This window comes from Pseudomonas sp. JS425 (assembly GCF_018223845.1).
Taxonomy (GTDB): Bacteria; Pseudomonadota; Gammaproteobacteria; order Pseudomonadales; family Pseudomonadaceae; genus Aquipseudomonas; species Aquipseudomonas asiatica.
This window is the reverse complement of record NZ_CP073661.1, coordinates 4992850-5004794: the sequence shown is the minus strand read 5'-3', so window position 1 is coordinate 5004794 and position 11945 is coordinate 4992850. Positions and strand designations below refer to the sequence as shown.

Genomic DNA, 11945 nt, shown 5'->3' with positions numbered 1-11945 from the left:
CCTACAGGTACAGCGCAGCCTTCAGCAGCGGCGCGGTCCCTGTAGGAGCGGGTTTACCCGCGAAGAGGGCGCTGTCGGTCAGCGCAACATGCTCCGCGCCTCGATCAGTTCACCCACTTCAAGCTCGGTGCCGTACGGCAGGCCCAGATGGCGGTATGCCGGCAGTGCCGCCAGCGGTCGGTGGCGGCCTCGCTGGCTGATGCAGCGGGCGATCTGCACGATGTCGATGTAGTCGATGTTGTCGGTCTGCCGGTCCAGGTCCTGCACCTGGCTCGGCAGGTTGACCAGTTGCTCCGGAAACTCCCAGGCCTTGAGGATCTTGTCGCCCAGCACTGGCTGGATCTGCTCGATCACATAATGCAGGCACACTGGGTCCGACAGCAGTTCGTTGTGCTCTTCGGCGTAGATCAGTACCGGCAGCGCGCCAATCTGGTTGACCAGCCCGCCGAGGGTGGCCTGGTCGGGTTTGAGTTGTGTAAAGCGCCGGCAGATTTCGTAGCTGATGCCCGCCACATCCAGGCTGTTGGCCCAGATATCGCGTAACTTCTGCTCCACAGCCGGCGCCCGTGCGTGGAAAATCTGCTCGATCACCAGGCCAATGGCCAGGTTGCAGCTGTAGTTGATGCCCAGCCGCGTGATGGCGGTGTGCAGGTCGGTGACCTCGACCGCCGCGCGCAGCAGTGGGCTGTTGACGACTTTGATCAGGCGCGCTGAAAGGGCCGCATCGCGACCGATCACCTTGCTCAGGGCCGCTACGCTGATCTCGCTGTCTTCCGCCGCCTCGCGGATGCTCAAGGCAACCTCGGGCAGGGTCGGCAGGACCAGGTCATCCTTTTCGATGGCATCGAGCAACTGTGCTTGAACCATCTCGGCCAGCTTGTTCATGGGCGTGTCTACCGCAGTGGTGGTGCGGCCCCGCCATGTAGGCGGGGCAGGCTGGTCAGCGCTGGATTTCCCGGTCGCGGTCCAGTTCGTAGGGCAGGGTCAACACCTGCAGGCGTGGGCCTTCGAGGCTGCCCAGGTGCAGGTTGTCGTCTTCCACCGCTTCGGCGCTGAGCACCGCGAGCAGTTCGCAGCCTGTGCCGTTGCTGGCAGCAATGACCACTTCACCGACCGACGAACCATGGGTGGGCGAGAAGATCTCGACGCCCGGGGCCGGAATGGCCTGCTGGTCCAGTGCCAGGCGGTACTGGCGGCGCTTGAGCTTGCCCAGGTACTGCATGCGGGCAACGATTTCCTGACCGGTGTAGCAGCCTTTCTTGAAGCTGACGCCGTCGACGGCCTGCAGGTTGATCATCTGCGGGATGAACAGCTCGCGGGTCGGCCCCATGACCTGGCCGATACCGGCGCGAATCTGCCCCAGCAGCCAGTTATCCAGGCTGCCTTCGGGCAGCGCGGTGGCCAGCGCCTGGCGAACGCGGTCGGCGTTGTCTGCCGGTACCCACAGTTCAACGCGGTCGGCGGACACGGCGATGGCGATCAACCCGTCGTGGCGCACGGTGCTACCGGCTGCCGCAGGCACATCGAGCCCCAGGGCCTGCAGCGCCGCATCGCCGCCTTGCAGGCCGAAGCGTGCCCAGGCAGCGCTTTCATCGGTCAGCGTGGCCTTGGAGAACACGGCGTACTTCTTGAGGTCGGCCAGCTGGGCGTCGAGCAGCTCGCTGGCCATGGCCAGCAGGTAGCCGTTGCCTTCGGGCAGGATGCGGAAACTCGACTGCATGCGCCCCTTGACCATGCAGCGGGCGCCGAGGCTGGCGTGTTCCGGGCTGAGGTAGTTGATGTTGCAGGTCAGCTGGCCTTGCAGGAACTTGCCTGCATCGGAGCCGCGGACGGCGAGGATGCCCTCGTGGGACAGGGGGCAGAAGAAAGCGGAATCGGCCATGGGTCATCGCGGTGGCTAAAGACTGGCGGCCATCATAGAACGCCGGTAACAAAATAGGTAGTTGACTAGACCAACGCCCGGTGTCGCTTCGCTCGCCTGGCTGTATACTGGCGGGCCATTCGAGGAGGGCCCCATGGTCGAACAAACTGAACTCAACCGGCTTTTCTGGCACAGCCGCCGCGGCATGCTGGAACTGGACGTACTGCTGGTGCCTTTCACCCAGGAAGTCTACCCCACGCTCAACGAAACCGACCGCGAACTCTACGTGCGTCTGTTGAGCTGCGAGGATCAGGACATGTTCGGCTGGTTCATGGAGCGCACCGAGTCCGAAGACCCGGAGCTGCAGCGCATGGTCCGCATCATCCTGGACCGTGTCCAGCCCAAGTGAGTGCTTCGAGTGCCGCTGGCAAGGCTCGCGCCTGCTGCTGGCGGCCTACCTGGGTTGCCAGGTACTGGCGTGGTTCGCCGTATGGGCGAGCCCGCTGCCCGGGTGGTCGGCCCTTGCAGTTGTCGCCGCCTGTATTGCCCACGCTGGCTGGGCCATTCCCCGACGTATTCTGCTGACGCATGAGCATGCCGTTGTCGGCCTGCGCCGTGATGTGCGCGGCTGGCAGGTGTTCAGCCGTGCCCGTGGCTGGCAGCCGGTGCGCTTGTGCCGGGACAGCGTGGCGTTGCCGGCGCTGGTGGTGTTGCGCTTTGTGCGGGCGGGGCGCTGGTTGGGGGAGAGCCAATGCGTGCCACGGGATGCGCTGGGGGCTGATGAGCACAGGCGCTTGCGGGTGCGGTTGAAATTCAGCCGGCGCAGGTGGGCAGGGGTGGGCCGGGCATAAAGCCCTACCGAATTGACTTCTTCGCGGGCTGGCCCGCTCCCACAGGTACTGCGCAAGGCTGCAAGGCAGTGGGAATCCTGTGGGAGCGGGCGGGCCCGCGAAGGCCGCGACGCCGATTTCAGATCGGGCTGAGAATGGTGTCCTTGGCCTCGTCCAGCATCCCCGGGTAATCCAGGGTGTAATGCAGTCCGCGGCTTTCCTTGCGCTGCATGGCCGACAGGATCATCAACTCGGCCACCTGCGCCAGGTTGCGCAATTCGATCAGGTCGCGGCTGACTTTGTAGTTGCTGTAGAACTCGTCGATTTCGTCCAGCAGCAGGCGAATGCGGTGCTGCGCTCGCTGAAGGCGCTTGCTGGTTCGCACGATGCCGACGTAGTCCCACATGAAGCGCCGCAGTTCGTCCCAGTTGTGCGCAATGATCACGTCCTCGTCCGAGTCGGTGACCTGGCTGGCGTCCCAGCCGGGCAGGGCCTTGGGCATGGTCACCTCATCCAGGTGCGCCTGGATGTCGGCGGCGGCGGCACGGCCATAGACGAAACATTCCAGCAGCGAGTTGCTAGCCATGCGGTTGGCGCCGTGCAGGCCGGTGAAGCTGGTTTCGCCAATGGCATACAGGCCCGGCACGTCGGTGTGGCCGCGGTCGTCGACCATCACCCCTCCGCAGGTGTAGTGCGCCGCTGGCACCACCGGGATCGGCTGACGGGTGATGTCGATGCCGAAGGCCAGGCAGCGCTCGTACACGGTGGGAAAGTGGCTCTTGATGAAGTCGACCGGCTTGTGGGTGATATCCAGGTATACGCAGTCCACGCCCAGGCGCTTCATCTCGTGGTCGATGGCGCGGGCCACGATGTCGCGCGGCGCCAGTTCTTCGCGCGGGTCGAAGCGTGGCATGAAGCGTTCGCCATTGGGCAGGCGCAGCAGGGCACCTTCGCCACGCAGGGCTTCGGTGATCAGGAAACTCTTGGCCTGTGGGTGGTACAGGCAAGTCGGGTGAAACTGGTTGAACTCCAGATTCGCCACCCGGCAGCCAGCCCGCCAAGCCATGGCGATGCCGTCGCCGCAGGCACCGTCGGGATTGCTGGTATACAGGTACACCTTGGCCGCACCGCCAGTGGCCAGCACGGTGAAGCGCGCACCGAAGGTGTCCACCTCGCCGGTGTTGCGGTCGAGCACGTAGGCACCCAGGCAGCGCTCGCCGGGCAGGCCGAGGCGGCGTTCGGTGATCAGGTCGACCGCCACGCGCTGCTCCAGCAACTGGATATTCGGGCGTTTGCGGGCCTGCTCCAGCAGCGTGGTGAAGATGGCTGCGCCGGTGGCGTCGGCGGCGTGGATGATGCGCCGGTGGCTATGCCCGCCTTCGCGGGTCAGGTGGAACTCGAAGCCGCCGTCGTCGACGCTGTAGTGCTCGTCGCGGGTAAAGGGCACGCCTTGCTCGATCAGCCACTCGATAGCCTCGCGGCTGTGCTCGACGGTAAAGCGCACGGCGTCTTCATGGCAAAGGCCGCCGCCGGCATTGAGGGTGTCCTCGACATGCGACTGCACGGTATCGGTATTGTCCAGCACCGCCGCGACACCGCCTTGGGCCCAGAAGGTCGAGCCGTTGGCCAGGTCGCCCTTGCTGAGTACGGCGACTCGAAGGTGGCTGGGGAGGTTCAGTGCCAGGCTGAGACCGGCGGCACCGCTGCCGATCACCAGGACATCATGTTGGAATTGTTGGCTCATGTCGGGACACTAGTATTCTTTGGAAGGGGCGCGGCACAATAGTCACGCGCCGATGGCATTGTGAAACTATCGTAAAAGCTGGCCGGGTTGCCTTTATAGCAGCCCCGGGTGGCCAATTTCCATGCCACTTGCCTGGTCGCGACAACCTTTGTGGGAACTTTCCGACATGGCCGGAAATCCTATGAAGGCTGCCCACGCGCCACAACTTGCCGCGGCGACGCAGGGCGGCAGGCCTGTCCGGGCTGTCCCTGCGTACTCGAAACCTGATTATCGACGTAGCCGGCCGTGACCGTGCCGCGTCTTTCGTGCAAGCCGACCAAGGGCTGCAGGAAACTTGCTTGGAGGGGAGAACTTTTGCGCAAAGCCCGAGTCTATGGTTGCAAGCCTGAACGATGGCTGATGCAACGCTCCTTCGAGTTCACTGAGGAGTGTTCATGCTAACCCAGGAAGAGGATCAGCAGCTTGTCGAGCGCGTTCAGCGTGGTGACAGGCGAGCGTTCGATCTGTTGGTGCTGAAGTATCAGCACAAGATTCTCGGGTTGATCGTGCGGTTCGTTCACGACACCCACGAGGCCCAGGATGTAGCACAGGAAGCCTTCATCAAGGCCTACCGTGCGCTTGGCAACTTCCGCGGAGACAGTGCGTTCTATACGTGGCTGTACCGCATCGCCATCAACACGGCGAAGAACTACCTGGTGTCCCGTGGAAGACGGCCGCCAGACAGTGATGTGAGCTCCGAGGATGCGGAGTTTTACGACGGCGATCATGGTCTCAAGGATCTCGAGTCCCCAGAGCGCTCGTTGTTGCGGGATGAAATCGAAGGCACTGTCCATCGCACCATCCAGCAACTGCCTGAAGACCTGCGCACGGCGCTGACCCTGCGCGAGTTCGACGGGCTGAGTTACGAAGACATTGCCAGTGTCATGCAATGTCCGGTGGGTACCGTGCGCTCTCGAATCTTCCGCGCTCGGGAGGCAATAGACAAAGCCCTGCAACCTTTGCTGCAGGAAACCTGAGACAGCGGCGACAGCCAAGAGAGGAACCGCCATGAGTCGTGAAGCTTTGCAGGAATCGCTGTCCGCGGTGATGGATAACGAAGCGGACGAGCTTGAACTGCGTCGTGTGTTGAACGCCGTAGACGATGCTGAAACCCGTGCCACCTGGTCGCGTTACCAGGTTGCCCGCGCAGCCATGCACAAGGAGCTGCTGCTGCCTAACCTGGATATCGCCTCGGCGGTGTCTGCAGCGCTGGCTGACGAAGCCGTGCCGGCCAAGGCCAAGAAAGGGCCATGGCGCAGCATTGGCCGCCTGGCGGTAGCTGCCTCGGTCACCGTAGCCGTGCTGGCCGGTGTGCGCATGTACAACCAGGACGAGATCACTGGCGCCGAGCTTGCTGCCCAGCAACCTGCCCAGCAAGGCCTGAGTGTGCCACAAGCACAAGGCCCTGCCGTTTTGGCAGGCTATAGTGAGAGCAGTGAGCAACCGACCGGGCCGATGGCCAACGGCGTGCTGCAGAACCAGGCCGGCTGGGACCAGCGTCTGCCAGGCTACCTGCGCCAGCATGCCCAGGAATCTGCGCTCAAGGGCACTGAAACCGCATTGCCGTATGCCCGCGCCGCCAGCCTGGAAAACCGTTAAGTAAGGAGGATCATGCGCGCGCTACCTCTCCTGTCGCTGCTGATTGGCAGCTGCGTGACGGTGCCAGCATTGGCGGCCAATTCTTCGCCCGAGGCGAGCGAGTGGCTGAGCAAGCTGGCACAGGCCGAGCAAAAGCAGAGCTACCAAGGCTCTTTTGTCTACGAACGGAACGGCAGTTTCTCTTCCCACGAGATCTGGCACAGGGTCGACGACGGCAAGGTCAGCGAGCGGCTGTTGCAGCTCGATGGTGCCGCTCAGGAGATCGTGCGCGTGGATGGCAAGGTGGAGTGCGTCAGCGGGGCCTTGGTCAGTGGAGTGACGACGCCCCCGAACACTACGCAGCGTGTACTTGATCCGCTGAAACTGATGGGCTGGTATGACTTGAGCGTGGCGGGCAAGTCACGGGTCGCCGGGCGCGATGCCGTGATCGTGACGCTCACCCCGCGCGACCAGCACCGCTATGCCTTCGAATTGCACCTGGACCGCACTACTGGCCTGCCGCTGCGCTCGTTGATGATCAACGACAAAGGGCAGTTGCTGGAGCGCTTCCAGATGACCCGTCTCGATACTGACGCACCCAGCGATGATGACCTGCGCGCCAGTGCTGCATGCAAGCCGGTGCAGCATGTGGCTGCTGCCGCCAACGACACGGTCGCCGGCTGGCGTTCGGACTGGCTGCCGCCCGGCTTCGAGCTGGTCAACAGCTCGGTACGCCGCGACCCCAAGAATGACAGCACGGTCAGCAGCCTGATGTATGACGATGGCCTGGCGCGCTTCTCGGTGTTCCTCGAGCCGGTAAAGGATGAGGGCGGGACCGACATGCGCACCCAGCTTGGCCCGACCTCGGCGGTCTCGCGTCGGCTGAACACGCCCAAAGGCAAGGTCATGGTCACTGTGGTCGGCGAGATTCCGCTGGGTACCGCAGAGCGTGTGGCGCTGTCGATGCGCCCCCAGGATGACCAGGCGCGCCAGTGATGGCGTGCATTTGCGGGCATGGCGTGCAGGCCATGCCAAGGCGTGCGGACATGCCGCTGAAATGAAATTAAAGCATTGTCATTTGCAATCCATCGGCAAATTTTCTATAGGTCAGGCTTCTAGGAGCCTGGCCTTTCCTGTTTTGTGCAGGGGCCTTTCTAAACTACCGCTCGTTGTGACGGGAGCCGTATGTCAATACCACGCTTGAAATCCTACCTATCGATGTTCGCCGCCGTGCTGATGCTCGGCCAGGTGCTCAGCGCCCAGGCCGAGGAAGCCCTGCCGGACTTCACGACCCTGGTCGAGCAGGCCTCGCCAGCCGTGGTCAACATCAGTACCAAGCAGAAACTGCCGGACCGCCGCATGGCCGCCGGGCAGATGCCCGACCTGGAAGGCCTGCCGCCGATGTTCCGCGAGTTCTTCGAGCGCAACATGCCGCAGCAACCGCGCTCACCGCGTGGCGACCGCCAGCGCGAGGCCCAGTCGCTGGGTTCGGGCTTCATCATTTCCAGTGATGGTTACGTACTGACCAACAACCACGTGGTAGCCGATGCCGACGAGATCATCGTCCGCCTGTCGGACCGCAGCGAGCTGCAGGCCAAACTGGTCGGCACCGACCCGCGCACCGACGTGGCCCTGCTCAAGGTCGAGGGCAAGAACCTGCCGACCGTCAAGCTGGGTGATTCCGAGAAGCTCAAGGTGGGCGAGTGGGTGCTGGCCATCGGTTCGCCGTTCGGCTTTGACCATTCGGTGACCAAAGGTATCGTCAGTGCCAAGGGCCGTACCCTGCCCAATGACACCTACGTACCGTTCATCCAGACGGACGTGGCCATCAACCCCGGCAACTCCGGCGGCCCGCTGTTCAACATGAATGGCGAAGTAGTGGGTATCAACTCGCAGATATTCACCCGCTCCGGTGGTTTCATGGGCCTTTCGTTCGCCATCCCGATCGATGTGGCGATCGATGTCTCCAATCAGCTGAAGAAAGACGGCAAGGTCAGCCGCGGCTGGCTGGGCGTGGTGATCCAGGAGGTCAACAAGGACCTGGCTGAGTCGTTCGGCCTGGACAAGCCGGCCGGTGCCCTGGTGGCCCAGGTGCTGGAAAACGGCCCTGCAGCCAAGGGCGGCCTGCAGGTGGGTGACGTGATCCTGAGCATGAACGGCCAGCCGATCATCATGTCGGCCGACCTGCCGCATCTGGTCGGCAGCCTCAAGGATGGCGAAAAGGCCAAACTGGAGATCATCCGCAATGGCAAGCGCCAGAACCTCGACATCAGCGTTGGCGCACTGCCCGACGAAGACGCTGACATCGGTACCGGCGCCGAAGGCAGCGCCGAGCGTAGCAGCAACCGCCTGGGCGTCTCGGTTGCCGACCTGACCGCCGAGCAGAAGAAAGCCCTGGAGCTCAAGGGTGGCGTGCTCATCAAGGAAGTCCAGGATGGCCCGGCCGCGATGATCGGCCTGCGTCCAGGTGACGTGATCAGCCACCTGAACAACCAGGCTATCGGTTCGGCCAAGGAATTCACCGAAATCGCCAAGGAACTGCCGAAGAACCGTTCGGTGTCGATGCGTGTGCTGCGTCAGGGCCGTGCCAGCTTCATTACCTTCAAGCTGGCTGAATAAGGTGTAGTTGCCTTCGCAGGCATTGTCCGGCTTGACAGGCCCGGTGCGTGAGCGCCGGGCTTTGTCATTCAGGGGGCTCAGTTGAAAATGGACATCAACGTGCCGAGGTATCCAGCAACTGCGGTTGAGTTGAAACCGATCACAGTGCGCTGCCCGTTGTCCAGGCAAGTCATGGCATCGGGAATGCCGACAAGATCATTGATCGGTCGGAAGGATGTATCAATGGAGCCATCCGCAAGATAGCGACGGTTTTCCAGGCTCCTGCCCAGGCCGAACGCAAACAGCCGATGTTGCCCATCGATGGCCACTGCACGCCAATCTGTAAAGCCTGAGTCGTCCAGGATCGGTGCACCGTCGTTAAATGTCGGGTCCTTCGCGCCACTGGCATCGAACTGCCAGAGCAGTGCTTGTGATGAATTGTCTCCGTTTGTCGCTTTACCGGCGACCAGCAGCTGTCCTTCCGGCCTGGCTAGCAGCGCGTTGAGTTCGGTAGCGAAACCCTCAGCCCGGAAATACACTGTGCCGCCTTCACCGAAGGCTGAATCCAGCTCGCCGTCGTGGCGGTAGCGAGCGAGAAAGCTTTCTGCGGGCTGCCCCTGCTGCGAGCGGGTTCCGCTGACCACGAACCCGTCAGGCAACTGAACGATTCCGGCGACAGCAATTTGGCCTGCGTCCGGTAGAATATCGATGAATTCCTGAAGCCCTGCTGCTGGCTGGCCGGAGTGTTCCCGCAGGTACACCCTGGCCATCGTGGCACGCGCGCCTTGAGCCTTTTGGAGGTTCAGGGAAACCATGAGGTATGGCCCATCGCTTGTAAGGCGACCGCTACCAATCACCATGCCCATATCCGGCGGCACGCTCAGGAGCTGGTGTTCACCTCCTCGGCCATCGCGGTCGTAACAGGTGAGCCTGGGCTTTGCCAGCAGATTCGAGGTAGGGGCACTCCATCCCAGCACTGTGAAGCGTTGGTCAGCCAGTACCGTTAGCGCTTCAGTCGATGCATGCTCGTCGATCACGTAACGGCCAACGATCACGCCGCCCTGTGCAAAGTCGTTGTCAACTGAACCGTTTGCGGTAAAGCGGGTCAGGGCAAAATGACGCCCCCCGGAGGAGTCAAAGGCAAGCGCGCTGACAAGCAGGCTGCTCCCTTGTAGCGCCATGCCAGTCAGGTTTCGGCCTATTGAAGCGCCATGGAACGAAGGGAGCTCGGCCCTGCCATTCATTCCAAATGCAGGGTCGTAATCCCCCGGTGTCATGTGTTGTTCGGGCATGCTGGTCACCTTGTTCGAGAGATTGGCAAGGATGGTCGACTCCCGATGCGGTGAGTACTGGCAGAAATGTCAGGTAGCACCTCTGTCAGGCAACCATGTTCACCAACGGCTGGATGGCGTGGCAGCCTGCTGCGGCTTAAGGTACAATTCCCGGCTATTTTTCGGCGGGCGTCCGGCTCGCAGCCTTTTCGAGTGTTGACCCGTGAGTGATTTGAGTCATATCCGCAATTTCTCCATCATCGCCCACATCGACCATGGCAAGTCGACGCTGGCCGACCGTTTCATCCAGATGTGCGGTGGCCTGTCGGCACGCGAGATGGAAGCCCAGGTGCTCGATTCCATGGACCTGGAGCGTGAGCGCGGTATCACCATCAAGGCCCACAGCGTCACGCTCAACTACAAGGCGCAGGACGGCAAGGTCTACCAGCTGAACTTCATCGATACTCCTGGCCACGTCGACTTCACCTACGAAGTCTCGCGTTCGCTGGCGGCCTGTGAGGGCGCACTGCTGGTGGTGGATGCCGGCCAGGGCGTCGAGGCCCAGTCCGTGGCCAACTGCTATACCGCCATCGAGCAGGGCCTTGAGGTCATGCCGGTACTGAACAAGATGGACCTGCCCCAGGCCGATCCGGATCGCGTCAAGGACGAGATCGAGAAGATCATCGGCATCGACGCCACCGACGCCGTGGCCTGCAGTGCCAAGAGCGGCATGGGCGTGGACGAAGTGCTCGAGCGCCTGGTGCAGACCATTCCCGCGCCGGAAGGCGATATCGAGGCGCCGCTGCAGGCGCTGATCATCGACTCCTGGTTCGACAACTACCTGGGCGTGGTCTCGCTGGTGCGCGTGCGACACGGTCGCGTCAAGAAAGGCGACAAGATCCTGGTCAAGTCCACCGGCAAGGTGCACCTGGTCGACAGCGTGGGCGTGTTTACCCCGAAGCACACCCAGACCGCTGACCTGAAGGCCGGCGAAGTGGGCTTCATCATCGCCAGCATCAAGGACATCCACGGTGCCCCGGTCGGTGACACCCTGACCCTGTCCGCGACCCCTGAGGTCGAAGTGCTGCCAGGCTTCAAGAAGATTCAGCCGCAGGTCTACGCCGGCCTGTTCCCGGTCAGCTCCGACGACTTCGAGGATTTCCGCGATGCGCTGCAGAAGCTGACGCTGAACGACTCGTCGCTGCAATACATGCCGGAAAGCTCCGACGCCCTGGGCTTCGGCTTCCGTTGCGGCTTCCTCGGCATGCTGCACATGGAGATCATCCAGGAGCGCCTGGAGCGCGAATACGACCTGGACCTGATCACCACCGCGCCAAGCGTGATCTATGAGCTGGAACTGAAAACCGGCGAGACCATCACCGTCGACAACCCGTCGAAGCTGCCGGACGTCTCGGCGGTCGCCGATTTCCGCGAGCCGATCGTCACCGCCACCATCCTGGTGCCGCAGGAGCACCTGGGTAACGTCATCACCCTGTGCATCGAGAAGCGTGGCGTGCAGCGCGACATGCAGTTCCTCGGTAGCCAGGTGCAGGTGCGCTACGACCTGCCGATGAACGAAGTGGTGTTGGACTTCTTCGACCGCCTCAAGTCCACCAGCCGCGGCTATGCTTCGCTGGACTATCATTTCGATCGCTACCAGTCGGCCAATCTGGTCAAGCTGGACGTACTGATCAACGGCGACAAGGTCGATGCCTTGGCATTGATCGTGCACCGCGACAACGCGGCCTACAAGGGCCGTGCGTTGACCGAAAAGATGAAGGAACTGATCCCTCGGCAGATGTTCGACGTGGCGATCCAGGCAGCTATCGGCGGCCAGATCATTGCGCGGACAACCGTCAAGGCGCTCAGAAAGAACGTACTGGCCAAGTGCTACGGTGGCGACGTCAGCCGTAAGAAGAAGCTGCTGGAGAAGCAGAAGGCCGGTAAGAAACGCATGAAACAGGTGGGTAACGTGGAAATTCCACAGGAAGCCTTCCTCGCCGTGCTCAGGTTGGATAGCTAGG

At 62.5% G+C, this 11945-nt stretch carries 11 protein-coding genes; 7 read left to right on the top strand and 4 right to left on the bottom strand.

Annotated elements, in window-relative coordinates; translation table 11 throughout:
* Positions 1 to 78: 78 nt before the first annotated feature.
* Entirely contained in the window at positions 79 to 885 is an 807-nt protein-coding gene (locus KDB76_RS23070; RefSeq protein ID WP_013974003.1) for an HDOD domain-containing protein, read from the bottom strand.
* A gap of 55 nt (positions 886 to 940) precedes the next feature.
* The gene (locus KDB76_RS23065) at positions 941 to 1882 is read right to left on the bottom strand and encodes a folate-binding protein YgfZ (RefSeq protein ID WP_024087680.1); all 942 of its coding nucleotides are present in this window, start codon (positions 1880 to 1882) and stop codon (positions 941 to 943) included.
* A gap of 133 nt (positions 1883 to 2015) precedes the next feature.
* On the opposite strand from KDB76_RS23065, the gene KDB76_RS23060 reads away from it, so the two are divergent.
* Positions 2016 to 2270 carry a succinate dehydrogenase assembly factor 2 gene (locus tag KDB76_RS23060; RefSeq protein WP_003252043.1) on the top strand — a complete coding sequence of 85 codons (255 nt, stop codon included), beginning with the start codon at positions 2016 to 2018 and terminating at the stop codon, positions 2268 to 2270.
* A complete protein-coding gene (locus KDB76_RS23055; protein WP_024087679.1) occupies positions 2254 to 2712 on the top strand; it encodes a protein YgfX in 459 nt (152 codons plus the stop codon). Before KDB76_RS23060 ends, KDB76_RS23055 begins: the two co-directional genes overlap by 17 nt.
* A 118-nt stretch (positions 2713 to 2830) precedes the next feature.
* Here KDB76_RS23055 and nadB read toward each other — a convergent pair whose 3' ends face one another.
* Positions 2831 to 4435, bottom strand: coding sequence for an L-aspartate oxidase (gene nadB / locus KDB76_RS23050; protein ID WP_013974000.1), 1605 nt, complete (start codon positions 4433 to 4435; stop codon positions 2831 to 2833).
* Between the two features lie 434 nt (positions 4436 to 4869).
* On the opposite strand from nadB, the gene rpoE reads away from it, so the two are divergent.
* The 4 genes from rpoE to KDB76_RS23030 all read left to right on the top strand — a co-directional run bounded on the left by rpoE (position 4870) and on the right by KDB76_RS23030 (position 8671).
* The gene (gene rpoE / locus KDB76_RS23045; RefSeq protein WP_003252049.1) at positions 4870 to 5451 is read left to right on the top strand and encodes an RNA polymerase sigma factor RpoE; all 582 of its coding nucleotides are present in this window, start codon (positions 4870 to 4872) and stop codon (positions 5449 to 5451) included.
* A gap of 31 nt (positions 5452 to 5482) precedes the next feature.
* Positions 5483 to 6073, top strand: coding sequence for an RseA family anti-sigma factor (locus KDB76_RS23040; protein ID WP_013973999.1), 591 nt, complete (start codon positions 5483 to 5485; stop codon positions 6071 to 6073).
* Between the two features lie 12 nt (positions 6074 to 6085).
* Entirely contained in the window at positions 6086 to 7048 is a 963-nt protein-coding gene (locus tag KDB76_RS23035) for a MucB/RseB C-terminal domain-containing protein (protein ID WP_038410113.1), read from the top strand.
* A gap of 189 nt (positions 7049 to 7237) precedes the next feature.
* On the top strand, positions 7238 to 8671 hold the full coding sequence (locus tag KDB76_RS23030; protein WP_024087677.1) for a DegQ family serine endoprotease: 1434 nt from the start codon (positions 7238 to 7240) through the stop codon (positions 8669 to 8671).
* A gap of 77 nt (positions 8672 to 8748) precedes the next feature.
* Here the strand turns inward: KDB76_RS23030 and KDB76_RS23025 are convergent, their stop codons facing one another.
* On the bottom strand, positions 8749 to 9942 hold the full coding sequence (locus KDB76_RS23025; RefSeq protein WP_144084447.1) for a hypothetical protein: 1194 nt from the start codon (positions 9940 to 9942) through the stop codon (positions 8749 to 8751).
* A 202-nt stretch (positions 9943 to 10144) separates the two neighbouring features.
* On the opposite strand from KDB76_RS23025, the gene lepA reads away from it, so the two are divergent.
* Positions 10145 to 11944, top strand: coding sequence for a translation elongation factor 4 (gene lepA, locus KDB76_RS23020; protein WP_013973995.1), 1800 nt, complete (start codon positions 10145 to 10147; stop codon positions 11942 to 11944).
* The last annotated feature ends 1 nt before the right edge of the window (position 11945 follow it).